Below are 18,907 nucleotides of genomic sequence, written 5' to 3' on the forward strand. Positions count from 1 at the left end.
ACACCCGGTCCCATCCCGAACCCGGAAGTTAAGCCCTTCAGCGCCGATGGTACTGCATGGGAGACTGTGTGGGAGAGTAGGACACCGCCGGACTCATATTGCAGAAAGGGCCCCGCCGACACCGGCGGGGCCCTTTCTCATTTCTACGGTCGCCACATGTATCGAATGTCGGGCTCGTTCTCTTCGTTGTGGCGTCCATCGGTCCACTCGACGGCGACGAAGCCATGCCGCTCATAGAAGCGTCGCGCCGGCCCGTTGACCTGGAACGTCCACAAGTGCAGGCCGTCCGGGCGTTGCCGCTTGGCCAGGTCAACGAACCGGTCGCCGAGGCCCTGACCACGCCATTGCGGGTCTAGATAGAGCTGCTCCAACTCGCTGTGATCGAGGACGAGGAGCCCGACGAGGCCGCCGTCGGCGACCGCGACCCAACTCTCGTGCGCTGGGACGACCACGCTTGCGAACCATTCTCTGACCTGGGCGTCGTCATGGGGACGCTGCACGGTCGGTAATGCGGCGGTGAAGGAACGCAACCATACGTCGGCCATCTCGGCCGCATCCGAGTCTCCGGCACGGCGAATGACGACATGGTCGGTGCCCATGTCCACGACTCTGACAGGCAACGCCTTGTGACGCATCGGGGTTTGCGCGAGCAGTCAGGTGCATGGTCGCGTTGCCCCCTCAGAGGGATGCCCCTCATTCGGGAGAAGGCGGTGCCTTGTGCGGTGAGGGCGGGTGAGGGCCCTGAGCTGGGGGCCATCGGGGCCCGCCCTCGTGTGGGATGCCGGGTTGCGTTGTGCGGAATCAGACGTCCTGGCGCAGGCGGTCGGCCCGTTCCATGACCGTCGTCAGGACGCGGTGGGCGACGGCCAGATCGTCCGGGGTGAGACCGTCGTAGAGCTGGGCGGCGGTGCCCTGGACGGCGGTGGTCAGCCGGGTGTGCAGGTCCTCGCCTTGGGCGGTCAGGGTCACCGGGTCTCCGCCGTTGATCAGTTCTCGCTGCTCCAGTTCGTTGAGCAGCCGGTCCGCGGCGGCATCGTCCAGTCCGAGCTGAGGCTGGTCGCAGAGGTGGTCGCGCAGTGCGGTCCGGCTGGCCCACGGGCCTCGGACGGCTATCACCTTCAGGGTGATGTGCTGGTTCGAGGTGGTTCCGGTGTCGTGAAGTATCTGTTCGTGCAGTTTGCGGACGGCGCCGTGCGCCTCGGAAATGTCCTGTCCGGTGAGTACGGGTGTCTCGGTCATTGGTTCGTTCCTGTCTGAGGGATCGAGCAGTGCCTGCAGGGTGCGGACGAGCTCACGGTTGCGGGGGCCGGCGCTGCCGCCGATCGGTGCGGTGAGCTCGTCCTGGAGGGCGTGTACGACGGTCACGGCCTCTTTGATGACAGCCAGGCCCTTGTCGGTGAGGGTGAGTCGCAGCGCCCGCGGGTCGGCGGGATGTTGGTCCCGGACGACCATTCCGGCGCTCTCCAGTGCGCGGATGAGTTTGGAGACATAGATCGGTTCGAGCCCGGCGAAGTCGGCGAGCTCGCGCTGGCTGGGCCGGGTGCCCGACTGGGAGAGGCCGTACAGCGAGCCGAGCAGCGTGTACTGGGCGTGCGTGAGGCCGAGCGGTGCGACGGCGCGGTCCACCGCGGCCCGCCACCGGGTTGTGACCTGCCACAGCAGCCGCCCCGTGGCGGCGTCATCCAGCATCATGAAGCATAGTTTACTTGGAAATAGTGGCCATGGAAACTATTGGATTCGATCGTTGACGGGTGGCGCTCAGGTTCCGGGTCATGCGGGCAAGGGGCCGCTCGGCGGAGTCGTCTCCAGGCTTCGCAGGAGGGAATCGACGGCGGTGAGGTCCTTCTCGCTGAAGACCTGGATGCCTGCGCGTTCGAGGAGTGCCGTCGTGACGCCGTCCCCGGCGACGGGCGTCCCCGTGAAGGTGCCGTCGTAGATGCGGTGGCTGGCGCAAGATGGGCTGCCCTCTTTGAGGAGGGCGATACGGGCACCGGAGCGCTGAGCGGCCGCGAGGGCGAGTTCGGCGCCGCGCAGGAACTCGGCCGTCACGTCCTCGCCCGCGTCCGTGAGGACCTGGGCCGTCCCGTCGAGGACGGCGTGTCCGTCGCCGCCGACGATCTCGGCGGGTGGGCGAGGGACGGCCAGGCCGCCCGACACCTCGGGGCAGAACGGGACGAGGCGGCCCTCGGCGCGCCAGCGTTCGAATAGGCCGCCGGCGACCGGCCTGGCCGCGCCGTCGTAGCGGACGGGGCGGCCCACCAGGCAGGAGCTGACCAGAATGCGTTCCACATCCTCCAGCCTATGCGGGCGATTCCGTGTGCCCTTCCGCGCGGGGCTGCGGCTACCGGTGCACGTCGCACCGGACCATCGAAACCATCGGCACCATGGCCGGCTGGCGCGGAGGACGGTACCACCGGGCTGTCTGACGGTGATGGCTTGCGCCCTTCGAGCGTCCGGCGAATAGTGGGGGAATCCCCCGTCTGCAGGGAGCACGGCATGGTCCTCATCGGCCGTCCACTTCCCGAGGCGACCCGCACGCGTCGCCCGCGCGGCCCAGTCCTGGTGTCCTGGCTGACCACCACCGACCACAAGGTGATCGGTTACCTGTATCTGGTCACATCGTTCGTCTTCTTCCTGCTGGCCGGTGTGATGGCCATGGTGATCCGCGGGGAGCTGGCGGAGCCCGGTCTGCAGTTCGTGAGCAACGAGCAGTACAACCAGATGTTCACGATGCACGGCACGATCATGCTGCTGCTGTTCGCGACGCCGCTGTTCGTCGGGTTCGCGAACGTGATCATGCCGCTGCAGATCGGGTCGCCGGACGTGGCGTTCCCGCGGATGAACATGCTGAGCTACTGGCTGTTCCTTTTCGGCGGGCTGATCGTGATGGCCTCGTTCATCTCGCCGGGCGGCGCCGCGAGCTTCGGCTGGACGGGATACGCGCCGCTCAGCAGCGAACTCCGGACACCCGGCGTCGGCGCCGACATGTGGATCATGGGGTTGGCGCTGTCGGGGTTCGGGACGATTCTCGGCGGCGTCAATTTCATCACCACGATCGTCGGGATGCGCGCCCCGGGAATGACGATGTTCCGGATGCCGATCTTCACCTGGAACGTCTTCTTCACGAGCCTGCTGGTGCTGATGGCGTTCCCCGTCCTCGCCGCCGCGCTGCTCGGGCTGGAGGCGGACCGCCGGCTCGGCGCGCACATCTTCGACCCGGCGAACGGCGGGGCGCTGATGTGGCAGCACCTGTTCTGGTTCTTCGGGCATCCCGAGGTCTACATCATCGCGCTGCCGTTCTTCGGCATCGTCACCGAGGTCATTCCCGTCTTCAGCCGCAAACCGCTGTTCGGCTACTTCGGGATGGTCGGCGCCACGATGCTGATCGCGGGACTGTCAATGGCGGTGTGGGCGCATCACATGTTCACGACCGGCCGGGTCCTGCTGCCGTTCTTCTCGTTCATGTCGTTCCTGATCGCGGTGCCGACCGGCGTGAAGTTCTTCAACTGGGTCGGGACGATGTGGCGGGGGAGTCTCAGTTTCGAGACGCCGATGCTGTTCTCCGTCGGGTTCCTCGTGACGTTCCTGTTCGGCGGGCTTACCGGCGTCATCCTGGCCTCACCGCCGCTGGACTTCCATGTCCAGGACTCCTACTTCGTGGTCGCGCACTTCCATTACGTCGTCTTCGGGACGGTCGTGTTCGCGATGTTCGCGGGCTTCTACTTCTGGTGGCCGAAGATGACGGGGAAGCTGCTGCACGAGGGTCGGGGAAAGGTGCACTTCTGGACGCTGTTCATCGGCTTCCATACGACCTTCCTCGTCCAGCACTGGCTCGGGGCCCAGGGCATGCCGCGACGCTACGCCGACTATCCCGAGGAGTTCCTGACGCTGAACCGGGTGTCCAGCGCCGGGGCCTTCCTGCTGGGCGTGTCGACGTTGTTCTTCCTCTACAACATCTACCGGACGGCCAGGCACACCGCCCCGGTGGAGGCCGACGACCCCTGGGGGTACGGCAATTCGCTGGAATGGGCCACGTCCAGCCCGCCGCCGAGGCACAACTTCAAGTCGATCCCGCAGATCCGCTCCGAACGCCCGGCCTTCGACCTGCACTACCCCAAACGCCACCACCTCGAGGTGGCGGAGGGAACCGGCCGGTAGGAGGGGCCCTCGTTACCGGCCGTTTCCGAGAAAGCCCCGGCCTTCAGGCCGGGGATGAATCGGACTCCTGCGGAGCAGGTCAGGGATAGCATCCGCCCACGGGCGGATGGTCGTGGCGTGCGCGATGCGCCTGTAGTCCCGGGGGGTGAGGTGATGCCGACCACCCGGCGGTGACGTTGAGTGATTCCGTCGGTGGTCGCCGTTATTGTCCTGATCATGCCCTCCGCCACCCCTGCGGCCCCTGTGGCCTCCGGCCCGGCCCCTGAGCAGGAGGATCCGGGTCATGCCCGGTACACCTACCGGGCCCGGCTGTCGGGCACGGCCGAACGGGCGCTGCTGGCCGAGTGGGACCGCTGCCGGTGGGTGTGGAACATGTGTGTGGAGACCTCCAAGGCCGCGCACGCCGCGCGGGAGAAGATCGGCCCGCGGGCTGTGCAAGCTGCTGACCGGGTGGCGCGCTGAGCATCCGTGGTTGCGTGCTGGGGCGGCGGTGCCGCAGCAGCAGATCATCCGGGACTTCGGGAAGTCCCGCGCCAAGGCGTTGAAGGACATCCGGGATCGGCTGCCAATGCGGCAGCGGGCCGGGATGCCGAAGTTCAAGGCCAAGGCGCTGGCCGCGCCGACACTGAACTACAACCGGTGCGGGTTCCGCCTCAAGGGCCGGGTGCATCTGGCGGGCGGGATCGCGGTGCGGGTGGTGTGGTCGCGCGACCTGCCCGCCGACCCGGCATCGGTGCGGATCTACCGCGACAGCCTCGACCATTGGTACGTCAGCTTCGTGGTCCCCGCCCAGCCGGTCCCGCTGCCCCCGGCGAACACGATGATCGGGGTGGACTGGGGCGTGCGCGAGATCGCCACCACCACCTCCGGCCGGCACGACCTGCCGCACCCCCAGAAGAAGGCTGCCGACGGCCTGGCCCGCTACCAGCGCAAGATGGCCCGTCGCCGCCCCGTTCAAGGCCAGAAGGCGTCCAAGGGGTATCAGCGCGCCACCAAGCAGGCCGCCCGGGCGGCCAAGAAGGTCAGCCGTCAGCGGCAGGACCATGCCCGCAAGTGGGCTAAGCGGGTGGTCCGGGATCATGATCGGGTGGCGGTCGAGGACTTCCGTCCCAAGTTCCTGACCAAGACCACCATGGCGCGCAAGGCCACCGACGCCGCGATCGGCGCGACCAAGCGGGCGCTGGTGGAGATGGGCCGCAAACACGCCCGGGACGTCCGGCTGGTGGACCCCCGGTGGACAACGATGGACTGCGCGGCATGCGGTGCGAGAGCCAAGCACCGCATGCCGCTCGGAGAACGTACCTACACCTGCACCACCTGCGGCACATCCCGGCCACGGGACAAGAACTCCGCGCACGTGATGCTGGTCAGGGCCGGTTTCGTCCCTGCTGGTGCCGAGGGCATAAGACCAGATGGCCCGCCGGGGCCACCAGGCCGCCTGAGCCAGAAATCCCCACACAGCACCACCCGAGAAGGACAGGACCTGGACACGCTCCAGGCCTCCCCTCCCTTCAGGGAGGGGAGGATTCAATTGCCGGAACGGATGCGGTCGACGGCTATCTGAGCGACGCGGACGGCGGCGCCCGGGTTGAGGCGGACGCCGCGCCAGGCGATGCGGCCGTGGGCGGGGGCGACGATGAGGGCCTGGTTCTTTCCGACGCCGCGCATGATGTCGCGGGCCAGCTTCTCGGCCGTGTACAGGCGCGGGGACGCCTTGGCGATGTCGCCGGTGGCGTCTCCGCTCATGGGCGTCTCGGGCAGGTCCGGGTTGACGTTGTGGAGCAGCGGGGTGTCGACGAAGCTCGGGCACACGACGCTGACCTTGACGCCGCGTCCGGCCGCCTCGGCGCGCAGGCCGAGGGACAGGCCCACGACGGCGTGCTTGGTGGCGGTGTAGGGGATGCCGATCGGCATCGGGACGAGGCCGGCGAGCGAGGCGGTGTTGACGATGTGCCCGCGGCCCTGCTCCAGCATGATCGGGTAGGCGGCGTGGACGCCGTGCACGACGCCCTTGAGGTTGATGTCGATCGCGCGGTTCCAGTGGTCGAGGGTGAGTTCCTCGGCCAGGCCGCCGACGGCGATGCCGGCGTTGTTGAACACCAGGTCGAGGCGGCCGTGGTCGGCCTTCACGCCCTTGTACAGGTCGGCGACGGCGTCGGCGTCGGTGACGTCGAGGTGCGCGGAGGCGGCCTTGCCCTTGCCGAGGGTGTTCAGCTTGTCGGCGACCTGCCCGGCACCCTCGGCGTTGATGTCGGTGACCACGACGGTGTCGCCGCGCGCCACCAGGGACGTGGCGATCGCACGGCCGATGCCGGATGCGCCTCCGGTCACGATCGCGATGCTCATTCGGGTGCTCCGCTCGATGTTCGGTACCGGCATGTTCGACGCCGGAACCGCGGGTTTCTGCCGGGCGGCCGGAACCCGCGGCCATTAATTGGATTTGGTGTTTAATTGCGCGGAATTCTACGGGGTGCGGGGGCGCCGCCGATACACGTCCCGCCTACAAAACCGGGCTCACGGTCTCGTCCCGCGGCTCGGCTTCGTCCCGCCGCCCGATCTGGAAGTCCGCCGGGTCGAGCCTGCGGGTGCGCAGCCAGAAGGCGATGGTGGACGCCGGCCACGCCGCCCGGTTGACGCCGCTCCGGTCCAGGTACCAGCTGTCGCAGCCCCCGGCCACCCACACGGCACCCGAGGATCGGCGCTGCACCCACGCGTTGAACGAGTCCTGGACGGACGGCCGCACGGAGATCCGGGTGCCGCCGGCGCCGTCCAGCATCGCCAGGCATTGCAGGACGTACCGGACCTGCGCCTCGATCATGAAGATCATCGAGTTGTGGCCGAGACCGGAGTTGGGGCCGAGCAGCAGGAACAGGTTCGGGAAGCCCGCCACCGTGACGCCGAGATGCGCCTCGATGCCGTCCTTCCAGGCGTCCTGGATCCGCAGCCCGTTCCGTCCGACGATGTGCGCGCCGTCGAACGCGTCGGTCACGTGGAAGCCGGTGCCGAAGATGATCGCGTCGACCTCGTGCTCGCGTCCGTCCCGGGTGACGATCGAGTGCTCACGGACCTCGGCGATGCCCTCGGTGGTCAGCTCCACGTTGGGCCGCGTCAGCGCCGGATAGTAGTCGCTGGACACCAGCGTCCGCTTGCAGCCCATCGTGTAGTCCGGGGTGAGCTTGCGGCGCAGGTCGCGGTCGGGGACCTGGCGGGCGAGATGCCACCGCGCGAGCGAACTCGCCGCCTTCAGCAACCTCGGGTTCTTGAATCCGAGGACGAAGCTCTCCTGCATCAGGTAGACGCCGTTGCGGTACCCGCGCTGGACGAGCGGGACGCGGCGGAACAGCGCCCGTTCCAGCCCGGTGATCCCGCGGTCGGGCTTCGGGATGATCCACGGCGGCGTCCGCTGGAACACCGTCAGCTGCCTGACCCGCCTGGCGATCTGCGGGACGAACTGGATCGCGGACGCGCCCGTACCGATCACCGCGACGCGCTTGCCGGTCACGTCGTAGGAGTGGTCCCACTGGGCGGAGTGGAACGTCCGGCCCGCGAACGAGTCCAGGCCCGGCAGGTCGGGGATGCTGGGGTGGTGCAGCGGCCCCATCCCGGCGACGAGGGCCCGTCCCCGGACGGTCTCGCCGTCGCCGGCGGTCACCACCCAGGTGTCGGTGGCGTCGTCGTACTCGGTCCCGGTGACCTCGGTGTTGAACCGGATGTGCTGCGCCAGGTCGTACTTGTCGACGATGTCCTTGATGTACTGCAGCAGCTCCGCCTGCTTCGGGAACATCCGCGACCAGTCGTTCTTGTGCTCGAACGAATAGGAGTACAGCAGCGACATGATGTCGCAGGCGCACCCGGGGTAGGTGTTCTCCCGCCACGTCCCGCCGACGTCGTCCGCCTTCTCCAGGATGACGAAGTCGTGGACGCCGGCCTTCTTCAGCCCGATCGCCATGCCGAGGCCGGAGAAGCCCGTCCCGATGACGACGACCTTGTACGGGCCGCCCGGCCCCGCCGCGGGCGTGACCACGGCGGAGCCGGCCTTCGCGGCGGTATCCCGGCCGGCCTTCGCGTCGGCCATGCTCAGGCCGCCTTGGGGGCCTTGATCTCACGGCGCTGCTTCGGCTCGTCCCAGATGCCGAACGCCTTCCACACCTGCTTGCCGGCCGGGCCGACCACGCCGAGCTCGGCCATCAGGTCACGGATCTTGCCGACCGAGTTGGAGATCTCCGCCTGCGACACCTCGTTCTTGTACGCCTGCCGGACGACGTCCTTCGGGATGCCGAAGTGCCGCACCATCGGCCCGGGCGGGGACAGCATGATCCGCGCCATCACGCCGAGGACGACCGGGGTCGCGATGCCGAGGACCCGGCGGCGCATCGGGTTCATGTTCGGCACCCGGTGCTTGAGGTAGTGCCGGGCGAACGAGATGTGCCGGGCCTCCTCCGCGATGTGGATCTTCATGATGGTCTCTTCGAGCGGGTGCTTGATGTGCCCGCCCTTGAGGGACTTGCGCTGGACGTAGTCGATCGGGTCCTCGCCGCCGAGCACGAACACGAAGAACATCTCGGTGCTGACCAGCGGGATCCACGGGGCGGCCTGCGCGATGAAGCTGAGCGACCGCGGCATGCCGCGGATCGGCATCTTCGTCCGGTTCACGAACTCCTGGAACATCATGCCGTGATGACATTCCTCGGTCGTCTCGTGGTAGACGTACCGGAACTCCGGCCGGCCGTTCGGCAGCCGGTAGGCGTAGTTGAGCAGCCCGCGCTTCAGCAGGTTCTCGAACTGCAGGCCGATCTTCATGGCGGTGGCGACGCGCCACAGCCCGATCTGCGCCTGGATCTCCGGCGGCTGCGACTGGTACCACGCCGTCTCGCCGAGCCGGTCGAACGGCGGCAGCACCCAGCGGGGGTCGTTCTTGTCGACCTTGAACTCCGGGTCGTCCCAGGGGATGTCGACGTACGCTTCCCAGTGCTTGTCCACCGACGCCTTGTTCAGGCGGTCGATGACGCCCAGATACGACTTCTTGTCCTTGACCTGTTCGCGAACCTCGTCGGCGAGCTCGGTGGGGGCTTTGGGCATGTCGGTCGCTCCCTCGGGGTCGTGCTGTCGGACGGGGCCGACGGTGCTACGGGGGGTGGAATCAGGGTCGGGTGGGATTTCAGGGCTTGGTCGCGGCACGCGGCTCGGTGACGTCCGCGTCCGCCGGTTCGGGGCCGGCCTCTTCGGGGCGCGGCGCTGCGGACCCGGTCTCGGTCGCCGGGCCGGGGGCGGTGGTGGGCATCGGGGCGCGGGTGGGTGTTCCCTGCTCCGGGACGATCAGCTGCGCGACGTCCTTGACCTGGCGCAGCACCGCTGCCTGGTGGCCGTCGACGTCGTCGTCCAGCGCGTTCTGGACCGACAGGCCGACGAACATCGCGTACAGGCCGCGCAGCATCGTCGGGACGAAGTCGGCGGGCAGCGTGTTCTCGGGGAACAGCTTCTCGAACGTCTCCAGGATGACCTGGAGGATCCGCTCGTTGAGGTCGCGGCACAGGGGCCGCAGCTCGTCGTCGGTGCGGGCCGCCACCGCCAGCTCCATGAGGGCCTTGGCCGGACGGCCGCGGAACACCTCCCACAGCAGGTCGAGCGCGCCCGACACGTTGCGCCGTTCGGCCGGCAGCACCGCGAACGCGGTCTCGTACGCCAGCCGCTGCGCTTCCAGCAGATGCTCCAGCGCGGCCGCGACCAGCACCATCTTGGTCGGGTAGTGGTGCTGCTGCGCCCCGCGGGACACGCCGGCGCGGCGCGCCACCTCGGTGGTGGACGTCCCGGACCAGCCGAGGTCCACCAGGCACTCCATGGTGGCCTCCAGGAGGCTGGCCTGCGTGCGCGACCGGCGTTCCTGCTGCGTACGGCGGCTGGAGGGGCCGCGCCGATGACGTCGGCGACTGCTTACTGACACGCCTCAGACGGTACGAGCGAACAAACAAGCAATCAAGCCTGCATGTATGTTGGGCGCATCACAGTTGGACAACGAGTCGAAGTACTGCGGTGGTCGTAGACGCGTTGCCCGGAGTGCTGCGGACGGCGCAGTGCCAGAGCCTCTCCTGGCCCGACGACGGGCGCCATGACGGGCCGCGACGATCCCGGCATGGGAAACGCAGCAGAAGCAAGGCGAACGATCAACGAGGACCCGGGCGTCGCGAAGGGCGGCGCCCGCACGGTCCACCTCACCAAGGTGTACGGGTCCGGTGACATGGCGGTGCGCGCGCTCGACGACGTCAGCGTCGTGCTCCCCGAAGGACGGTTCACCGCGATCATGGGTCCGTCCGGCGCCGGCAAGTCCACGCTGATGCACTGCGTGGCGGGGCTGGAGGACGCGACGTCCGGCAAGGTCTACGTCGGCGGCGAGGAGCTCGGGGCGCTGTCGGACCGGCGCCTGACCCGGCTCAGGCGCGAGCGGATCGGGTTCGTGTTCCAGGCGTTCAACCTGCTCCCGACGCTCACCGCACGCGACAACATCGTCCTGCCGATGACGCTGGCCGGCACCGCCCCGGACCAGGAGTGGCTGAACACGGTCATCCGCGTCCTGAAGCTGGGCGACCGGCTCTCGCACCGCCCGTCGGAGATGTCGGGCGGGCAGCAGCAGAGGGTGGCGCTGGCGCGCGCGCTCGTCACCCGCCCGCAGATCGTGTTCGCGGACGAGCCGACCGGCAACCTCGACTCCCGCACCGGCGCCGAAGTACTGGACCTGCTCCGCAACGCCGTGGACAGCCTGGGCCAGACGGTCGCGATGGTCACCCACGACCCGGTCGCCGCCGGACACGCCGACTCGGTGGTGTTCCTCGCCGACGGCCGGATCGTCGACGTCATGGACGCGCCCACACCCGACCGGGTGCTGGACCGGATGCGGGGACTGGGGGACCACCGATGATCGGGCTCGTCTTCAAAGAACTGTGGGGACGCAAACGCCGCATGGTCGGCTCCCTGCTGGCCGTCTTCCTCGGCGTGACGTTCCTGACCGGAACGCTCGTGCTCGGCGACACCCTCGCCGGCAGCATCGACGGGTACTTCTCCAACGCCTACGGCAAGACCGAAGTCAGCGTGCGGAACTCCACGAAGGTCAGCGACGAGCCCTGGGGCTCCCGGGGGCAGATCGACGCGTCCGTCCTCGGGAAGGTCCGGCAGGTGGACGGCGTCGCGAACGCCGAACCGGTCATCCAAGGCTCAGGACAGCTGCTCGCCAAGGACGGCACGGTCATCCAGTCACGCGGCCCCCGCACCGCCGGCAACTGGATGACCGATCCGAAGCTCAACCCTTACCGGCTCGCAGAAGGCCGGGCGCCCCGCGCGCCGAACGAGGTCGTCATCAACAAAATGTTCGCCGACGAGGGCAACCTGACCGTCGGGGACCGGACGTCGGTGCTCACCCCCGAACGGATTCCCGTGACGGTCGTCGGCATCAGCATGTTCGGTGAGGAGGAGGCCTTCGGCGAGACGTCGTTTACGGCGTTCACGCTCGAAGGCGCCCGCGAGCACGTCGCGAAGACGCCCGACCGCATCAGCGGCGTCTCCATCCTCACAGAGGACGGCGTCAGTCCGGACGAGCTGGCGTCCCGCGTGCAGAGCGTCCTGCCCGCCGGAACCGAAGCCGTCACCACCCAGGCGCAGGTCGAGGAGGGCATGAGCGAGGTCGAAAGCGGCTTCCTCACCATCTTCCGCACCGTCCTCGGCGCGTTCGGCGCGGTGGCGCTGCTCGTCGCCGCGTTCAGCATCCACAACACGTTCGCGATCACGATGGCGCAGCGGACCCGCGAGTCGGCGCTGTTGCGCGCGCTCGGCGCCGGACGCCGCCAGGTCGTCACCATCGTCGGCTTCGAGGCCCTGGTGATCGGCGGTGCCGCCACCCTCGCCGGGCTCGCCGGGGGGCTGGGATTCGCGGCCCTGCTCCGGCTGCTGTTCACCGAGTTCCGGATCGGCATCGCCATGGAGGGCCTCACGGTGTCGGCGACCACCCTCCTGATCGCGGTTCCGGTGGGGCTGCTCGTCACGTTCTTCGCGGCGCTCGGTCCCGCGGTGAAGGCGTCCAGGGTGCCGCCGCTGGCCGCGCTGCGCGAGGTGTCCGCCGAGTCCGCCGGCCCGTCCGACACCCGCGTCATCGTCGGCGGCGTCTTCGCCGCGGTCGCGATCGGGACCGTCGTGTTCGGCGCCCTCACCGAGCAGATGGCGATGGCGGGAGCGGGCGCCATCGTGACCGTCGTCGCGATGGTCGCGCTCGGCCCCGTCGCGGCCCGCCCGGTGGCCAGGCTCCTCGGCGGGCCCGCGGCACGGCTGCGCGGCGTCCCCGGGACGCTCGCTCGCGACAACGCGTCCCGCAGCCCGCAGCGCACCGCCGGGGCCGCGACCGCCCTGATGATCGGCGTCGGCGTCGTCACGCTGATGACGGTGTTCATCGGGTCGCTGGGCGCGTCCCTGGAGAACAGCGTCGCCGGATCGTTCAAGGGCCGGATCGTCGTCAACGCCGGCGGCAACGAGACCGGCGGGTTCAGCACCGCGCTCGTCCGGGACGCCGCGGAGCTGCCGCAGGTCGGCGAGATCGCGGGCGTCGGCAACGGCAGCCTGCGGGTGGACGGCGACCCGTCGACGGTCAGCGTCGCCGACCCGTCCGCCCTCGGCCGGGTCCTCGACCTGGACGTCACGCAGGGCGGCCTGGCCGACGCCGGCACGTTCGCGGTGTCGAAGAGCGTCGCCGACGAGAAGGGGTGGAGCACCGGGTCACAGGTGGGCGTCACGTTCGCCGACGGCGCCTCACAGCGCCTCACCGTCGGCGCCGTCTACGAGAACACCGACCTGACCGGCGACTACCTCGTGCCGCGCACCGTGTGGAACGCGCACACCAGGCAGCCTCTGGACAACGCGGCGTTCGTCGAACTGGCGCCCGGCGCGTCGGAGGCGGACGCGCGGCAGGCGCTGACGGCGCTCGCCAAACCGTACGGCGCACCGGAGGTCCAGACGCGCGACGACTACGTCGCCGCCCAGACCGAGGAGATGACGGGGTTCATCACCGTCGTCTACGGGATGCTCATCCTCGCCATCGTCATCGCGCTGATGGGCATCGCGAACACGCTGTCGCTGTCGGTCCACGAGCGGACCCGCGAGCTGGGACTGCTGCGCGCGGTCGGCGGGACCCGCCCGCAGATCCGGTCGATGGTCCGCTGGGAATCGGTCATCGTCGCGCTGTTCGGCACCGGCGGGGGCCTCGGCCTCGGGGTGTTCCTCGGGTGGGGCCTCGGCTCCGCGCTCGGCAACCCGTTCGCACCGGGGGCCGTGCAACTCGCGGTCATCGCGCTGGTCGGCGCGGTCGCGGGCGCCCTCGCCGCGATCCGCCCGGCCCGGCGCGCCGCGCGCCTGGCGATCCTGTCCGCGATCTCCGCCCCGTGACGCCCCCGGACCCGTCCCCCCGCAGCCACGCGGGGGGACGGCTCTTTCCGGGCCGGTTTTCGGGGCGGGGCCTTTCCCGCCCGGCCGCATTCGTGCGGGCGGCCGTCGATATGGTGAGTCCATGCAGGTCAACCAGTCGGGCAAGCTCACCAACGTCTGTTACGACATCCGCGGGCCGGTGCTCAAGCGCGCCAAGCAGCTGGAGGCCGAGGGGAACAACATCCTCAAGCTGCACATCGGCAACCCGGCACCGTTCGGGTTCGAGGCCCCGCCCGAACTCCTCCACGACATGATCCGCAACCTGCCGGAGGCGCACGGCTACAGCGACTCCAAGGGCATCCTGCCCGCCCGCCGCGCCGTCGTGCAGCGGCTGGAGGACGACGGCGTCTCCGGCGTCGACGTGGAGGACGTCTACCTCGGCAACGGCGTCTCCGAGCTGATCGTGATGACCCTGCAGGCGCTCCTCAACGACGGCGACGAGGTGCTCATCCCGGCCCCCGACTACCCGCTGTGGACGGCGTCGGTCTCCCTGTGCGGCGGGACGCCCGTCCACTACCTGTGCGACGAGGACGCCGGCTGGGAGCCCAGCGTCGACGACATCGAATCGAAGATCGGCGACAGCACCAGGGCGATCGTCGTCATCAACCCGAACAACCCGACCGGCGCCGTCTACTCGCGGGAGGTGCTGACGCGCATCGTCGAGGTCGCCCGCCGCCGCAACCTCATCATCTTCGCCGACGAGATCTACGACCGGATCCTCTACGACGACGCCGAGCACGTCCCCATCGCGTCCCTGAACACCGACCTGCTCTGCCTCACCTTCGGCGGCCTCTCGAAGAACTACCGCGTCGCCGGGTTCCGCGCCGGCTGGGTCGCGCTGTCCGGCCCGAAAGGACACGCCGAGTCCTACATCGAGGGCATCGACATCCTCGCCAACATGCGGCTCTGCCCCAACGTCCCCGGCCAGCACGCCATCCAGGCCGCACTCGGCGGCTACCAGAGCATCGAAGACCTCGTCCTGCCGACCGGACGCCTCGGCGAGCAACGCGACCGCGCCTGGAAACTGCTGAACGACCTGCCCGGCGTGAGCTGTGTCCGCCCCATGGGCGCCCTGTACGTCTTCCCGCGCCTGGACCCCGAGATGTACCCGGTCGAGAACGACATGCGCTTCGCCCTCGACCTCCTCGAACAGCAGAAACTTCTCGTCGTCCAGGGGACGGGCTTCAACTGGCCGTCCACCGACCACTTCCGCGTCGTCACCCTGCAGTACGCCGACGACCTCGAAGAGGCCGTGGGCCGCATAGGCGAGTTCCTCAACACCTACCGCCGCTGAACCCTGTCCTGCCGCCGAGCCGTTGCGTCCCTACTGGGCAGGGGACGGTTATGGCGCGTCCGTCGCGGCGGTGTCGAGGCGGCGGAGGGCGCCGCGGACCGTGTCCGGGGCCGTGGTGGCCCAGAACGGCGGCAGTGAGTTCTTGAGGAAGCCGCCGTAGCGTGCCGTGGCGAGCCGAGGGTCGAGGACGGCCACGACGCCCCGGTCGTCCATGGAGCGCAGGAGACGCCCCGCGCCCTGCGCGAGCAACAGCGCGGCGTGCGTCGCCGCGACCGCCATGAAGCCGTTGCCGCCGCGCGCCGCCACCGCCCGCGACCGCGCCGAGGACACCGGATCGTCCGGACGCGGGAACGGGATGCGGTCCATGATGACGAGCTGCAGCGACGGGCCGGGGACGTCCACGCCCTGCCAGAGCGACAGGGTGCCGAACAGGCAGGTCCGCTCGTCCTCGGCGAACTGCTTGACCAGCAGCGACGTGGAGTCGTCGCCCTGGCACAGCAGCGGATGCGACAGGTGGTCCTTCAGCTCGTCCGCGGCCTGCCGGGCGGCCCGCATCGAGGAGAACAGGCCGAGGGTGCGCCCGCCCGCCGCCTCGATCAGCTCCGTGATCTCCGTCAGGTAGGCGTCGGCGAGACCGTCCCGTCCCGGCTGCGGCAGATGCCGCGCGACGTACAGGATGCCCGCCTTCGGATGGTCGAACGGCGAGCCGACGTCCAGCCCGGACCACACGACCTCGGTCTCCTCGCCCTTCTCCGTTGCGGTCTGCGCGAGACCTTCGGCGGCCGTTCGCGCGTCCTTCGAGGTGCTCTCGCCCAGCGGCGGCAGCCCCCACTGGCGGGCGAGCGGCTCGAACGACCCGCCCAGCGTCAGCGTCGCCGAAGTCAGGATCGCGGTGCGCTGCTCGAACAGCGTCGTCCGCAACAGCCCGCCGACCCCGATCGGCGCCACGTGCAGCGCCGGCGGACGCTTGGGCCGGCCGTCCTGGACGAACGGCTTCTCCAGCCACACCACATCGAAGCGCTGGGCGATCTCCGGCTGGAACGCCTCCAGCATCCTCACAGCCGTTTCATGCAGCTCTTCCAGCGACGACCGTGCCGCCTTGCGCGCGGCCATGTCGCCTGGGTCGGACTCCTTCTTGTCCGGCCCGAGCGCGGTGATACAACCATGCGCAGCGTCCCGTACGACAACGAGGGTGTTGCCCAAGGCGGGCGACAGGACGTCCATACGCCCGGCGGGCATGTCCTCCAGCAGAAGACCGAGCCCCTCCGCGGCCTCCTTCAACCGGTCGGCCGTGGCTTCCTCGATGAGACGCCCGCACCGGCGAGCCGCCACCTCCACCGCCGCCGCGCTGAGGTCCCCCGTCGCGACCGACGTGACGCGGTCGACCAGCTCATGTGCCTCGTCCACGACCACGACATCGTGCTCGGGCAGGACCTGGAACTCCTCCAGCGCGTCGATAGCCAGCAGCGCATGGTTGGTGACGACGATGTGCGCCTCACCCGCCTCCGCGCGGGCCAGCTCGGCGAAGCATTCCGTGCCGTGCGGGCAGCGCTGAGCACCCAGGCACTCCTTCGCGGTGACGGCCACCTGCCGCCACGCCTGCTCGCCCACCCCCGGCACCAGCTCGTCACGGTCGCCGGTCTTGGTCTCGTCGGCCCACTCGTTCAGCCGCTTGACCTGCCGTCCGAGCGACGACAGCTGCTGCGGGTCGAACAGGCTCGGGCCCTCGTCCTCCTCCGGAACACCCGTCTGGACCCGGTGCAGGCACAGGTAGTTGCGGCGGCCCTTGAGGATCGCGAACTTCAGCTCCGTCCCGAGCTGCGGCCCGAGCGCCTCCGCCAGCCGCGGCAGATCACGGTCGACGAGCTGGCGCTGCAACGCGATCGTCGCCGTCGACACGACCACCGTCGTCTGCTTCTCGACCGCATGCCGAATTGCGGGGACCAGGTAGGCCAGCGACTTTCCGGTACCGGTGCCGGCCTGCGCGGCGACATGCTCCCCGGACTCGATCGCCTTCTCCACCGCCCGCGCCATCTCCACCTGCCCGGGGCGCTCGGCGCCCCCGATGGACGCGACGGCTGTGGCGAGAAGGGTCGCCATGTCCGGAATCTGGGTATCGCTGCCGGTCAGCAGATCAGGGGCGGGCACGTCGCCCAACGCTACCGTCCGCGGAGGACACCCGCGTCCAGTCCCGTCAGCCGACACCCGCCATCGACCGATACTCCACCAAACCCCCGTAGAACATCCACCGCACGACCTGCAGTTATCCACAATCTGCGGGGCGGTATCGGCCACGCGGCCCGCCTGCCACCGTCGAGGGCATGACACCTTTGGTGATCCGATCGGCCCAAGACGCCATCGCAGCCGTCCCGTACCTGCTCGGCTTCCACCCGTCCCGCAGCCTCGTCGTGATCGGCTTCGAGGGACGCGCCCACGGCACCTGCGCCGTCCGGCTCGATTTACCGTCATGCGATGCCGCCGGGCGGGTGGCCGCCCTCCTCGCCGGCAACGGCTTCGCGCGGTCCCTCGTCCTCGGCTACGGACCACCCGGCGAGGTCGGCGAGTCCGCCGCGGCCATGCAGGCGGCGCTGAGCTCCGCGGGCGTCCCCGCCGCCGAGGCGATCCGCGTCGCCGACGGCCGCTGGTGGTCGCTCACCTGCGACGACGACTGCTGCCCGCCCGAGGGCACCCCCTACGACGTCTCCGCCAGCGTCCTCGCCGCCCAGGCGACCTACGCCGGCCACGTCGCGCTCGCCGACCGCGCCGAACTCGTCCGCTCCGTCCAGCCGCTCGACGGCCCCGCCCGCGCCGCCATGCGCGAGGCCACCACCCGCGCGGAAAAACGCCACACCACCGGCGACGACCTCGCCTACGTCCTCACCCTCCTCACCCGCCCGACCCCGACCGACGACGAGGTCGCCCGGCTCGGCATTCTCCTCACTGACCTGCGGATCCGCGACGAGGCCTGGATCCGCATCGACGAGGAGTCCCCGGGCGCCGACATCGCCTTCTGGCGTAACGTCCTCCGCCGCGTCGAGGAACCGTACGCCCCCGCCCCGGCGTCCCTCCTGGCCTTCGCCGCCTACTCCGCCGGCGACGGCGGCCTGGCCAACGTGGCCCTGGAACGCGCCCTGGACGCCGACCCCGCCTACTCCATGGCCGTCCTGCTCAGAGAAGTGATCAACGCCGGCATCCCACCCTCGAAGGTCCGCCTGCACATGACCCCCGACCAACTAGCAGCCGCCTACTACGACCAACACCGAGAAGCCGGCTGACCCTCCCACCCCAACCAACCCCACACACCGCCCAACCCAGACGTGCCGAGCGCCCCCGGCAACGCCGCGCCCACCACCCCCGTCGCGCCGCTGAAACACGGGACCCAACCACGCACGCCGCGCCCAACCACGGACGTCGGCCCGCCCGTGCACGCCGAGGCGCCCGGGACGCCGCGCCCGACCAGCACGCCCGGGTACGCCGGGCCGACGTCCGACCGCGCGCGCCGGGCGGCACGCCGGGCTCAGCCGCATGCGCCGGGCCGAGCGGGGGACGCTGTGTCCGACCGGGTGCGCCGGACGGACCGGGGACGTCGCGTCCACCGGTTGCGCCGTGCTGACCGTTGACACCGCGCCGACCGCGCTGGCCGTGCCGCTGAAACACGCCGCGCCCGGCCGCGCACGCCGTGCCCAGCCAAAAGACGTCGGCCCGTGCCCGTGCATGCCGAGCGGAGCGGGACGCCGCGCCCGCCGCGTCCGCCCGCGCACGCCGCGTCCGACGGGGAACGCCGCATCCGACCGCGTGCGCCGACGGAGCGGGAGGCCGCACAACCCGGGGCACGCCGGGTCCGACCACATGCGCCGGGCCGGGGGGACGCCGTGCCCGACAGGGTGCGCCGGGCGGACCGGGAAGTCGCATCGACGGGGGACGCTGTGCTGACCGTCAACGTTGCGCCGACCGCGCCCGCCATGCCGCTGAGACCCGCCGCGCCCGACCGTGCAT

Annotated in this window: 15 protein-coding genes and 1 rRNA gene; 8 read left to right on the forward strand and 8 right to left on the reverse strand. The window is 70.0% G+C overall.

The genetic code is table 11. The features are described from left to right. Positions 1-93, forward strand: a 5S ribosomal RNA gene (rrf, locus tag AB0C35_RS33605); the annotation flags it as partial. Positions 94-143: 50 nt separating this feature from the next. Here the strand turns inward: rrf and AB0C35_RS33610 are convergent. The 3 genes from AB0C35_RS33610 to AB0C35_RS33620 form a co-directional block, all read right to left on the reverse strand. Continuing rightward, entirely contained in the window at positions 144-599 is a 456-nt protein-coding gene (locus AB0C35_RS33610; RefSeq protein ID WP_358465000.1) for a GNAT family N-acetyltransferase, read from the reverse strand. A gap of 202 nt (positions 600-801) precedes the next feature. Then, on the reverse strand, positions 802-1,692 hold the full coding sequence (locus tag AB0C35_RS33615; RefSeq protein WP_358465003.1) for a MarR family transcriptional regulator: 891 nt from the start codon (positions 1,690-1,692) through the stop codon (positions 802-804). Between the two features lie 78 nt (positions 1,693-1,770). After that, positions 1,771-2,289 carry a DUF523 domain-containing protein gene (locus AB0C35_RS33620; RefSeq protein ID WP_358465006.1) on the reverse strand — a complete coding sequence of 173 codons (519 nt, stop codon included), beginning with the start codon at positions 2,287-2,289 and terminating at the stop codon, positions 1,771-1,773. 207 nt (positions 2,290-2,496) lie between these two features. Here AB0C35_RS33620 and ctaD point away from each other — a divergent pair, with 207 nt between their 5' ends. The 3 genes from ctaD (at position 2,497) to AB0C35_RS33635 (ending at position 5,722) form a co-directional block, all read left to right on the forward strand. Continuing rightward, entirely contained in the window at positions 2,497-4,158 is a 1,662-nt protein-coding gene (gene ctaD / locus AB0C35_RS33625) for a cytochrome c oxidase subunit I (RefSeq protein ID WP_358465009.1), read from the forward strand. A 216-nt stretch (positions 4,159-4,374) separates the two neighbouring features. After that, a complete protein-coding gene (locus AB0C35_RS33630) occupies positions 4,375-4,620 on the forward strand; it encodes a hypothetical protein (RefSeq protein WP_358465012.1) in 246 nt (81 codons plus the stop codon). Between the two features lie 10 nt (positions 4,621-4,630). Beyond that, the gene (locus AB0C35_RS33635) at positions 4,631-5,722 is read left to right on the forward strand and encodes a transposase (protein WP_358465015.1); all 1,092 of its coding nucleotides are present in this window, start codon (positions 4,631-4,633) and stop codon (positions 5,720-5,722) included. Here the strand turns inward: AB0C35_RS33635 and AB0C35_RS33640 are convergent. The 4 genes from AB0C35_RS33640 to AB0C35_RS33655 form a co-directional block, all read right to left on the reverse strand. Continuing rightward, positions 5,686-6,504, reverse strand: coding sequence for an SDR family oxidoreductase (locus AB0C35_RS33640; protein ID WP_358465018.1), 819 nt, complete (start codon positions 6,502-6,504; stop codon positions 5,686-5,688). The two genes, AB0C35_RS33635 and AB0C35_RS33640, sit on opposite strands and share 37 nt — an antisense overlap. Positions 6,505-6,658: 154 nt before the next feature. Further along, the gene (locus AB0C35_RS33645) at positions 6,659-8,233 is read right to left on the reverse strand and encodes an NAD(P)/FAD-dependent oxidoreductase (protein ID WP_358465021.1); all 1,575 of its coding nucleotides are present in this window, start codon (positions 8,231-8,233) and stop codon (positions 6,659-6,661) included. 2 nt (positions 8,234-8,235) lie between these two features. Then, positions 8,236-9,237: a diiron oxygenase gene (locus tag AB0C35_RS33650; protein ID WP_358465024.1), complete on the reverse strand. Its 1,002-nt coding sequence runs from the start codon at positions 9,235-9,237 to the stop codon at positions 8,236-8,238. Between the two features lie 79 nt (positions 9,238-9,316). Further along, positions 9,317-10,099, reverse strand: a complete 783-nt coding sequence (locus AB0C35_RS33655) for a TetR/AcrR family transcriptional regulator (protein ID WP_358465027.1) — start codon at positions 10,097-10,099, stop codon at positions 9,317-9,319. 189 nt (positions 10,100-10,288) lie between these two features. Here AB0C35_RS33655 and AB0C35_RS33660 point away from each other — a divergent pair, with 189 nt between their 5' ends. From AB0C35_RS33660 to AB0C35_RS33670, 3 genes are all read left to right on the forward strand, one after another. Next, a complete protein-coding gene (locus AB0C35_RS33660) occupies positions 10,289-11,071 on the forward strand; it encodes an ABC transporter ATP-binding protein (protein WP_358465030.1) in 783 nt (260 codons plus the stop codon). After that, positions 11,068-13,578 (forward strand): FtsX-like permease family protein, encoded by a 2,511-nt coding sequence (locus tag AB0C35_RS33665; protein ID WP_358465033.1) that lies wholly within the window; start codon positions 11,068-11,070, stop codon positions 13,576-13,578. The genes AB0C35_RS33660 and AB0C35_RS33665 overlap by 4 nt, the downstream gene beginning before the upstream one ends. A gap of 121 nt (positions 13,579-13,699) precedes the next feature. Then, positions 13,700-14,911, forward strand: a complete 1,212-nt coding sequence (locus AB0C35_RS33670) for a pyridoxal phosphate-dependent aminotransferase (RefSeq protein ID WP_358465036.1) — start codon at positions 13,700-13,702, stop codon at positions 14,909-14,911. A 48-nt stretch (positions 14,912-14,959) separates the two neighbouring features. Here the strand turns inward: AB0C35_RS33670 and AB0C35_RS33675 are convergent, their stop codons facing one another. After that, a complete protein-coding gene (locus AB0C35_RS33675; RefSeq protein ID WP_358465290.1) occupies positions 14,960-17,011 on the reverse strand; it encodes an ATP-dependent DNA helicase in 2,052 nt (683 codons plus the stop codon). A gap of 221 nt (positions 17,012-17,232) precedes the next feature. Here AB0C35_RS33675 and AB0C35_RS33680 point away from each other — a divergent pair, with 221 nt between their 5' ends. Next, complete coding sequence (locus AB0C35_RS33680) at positions 17,233-18,186, forward strand: DUF4192 domain-containing protein (protein ID WP_358465039.1); 954 nt, start codon at positions 17,233-17,235, stop codon at positions 18,184-18,186. Positions 18,187-18,907 lie beyond the last annotated feature (721 nt).

It is taken from the genome of Spirillospora sp. NPDC048819 (assembly GCF_040650055.1).
Taxonomy (GTDB): Bacteria; Actinomycetota; Actinomycetes; order Streptosporangiales; family Streptosporangiaceae; genus Spirillospora.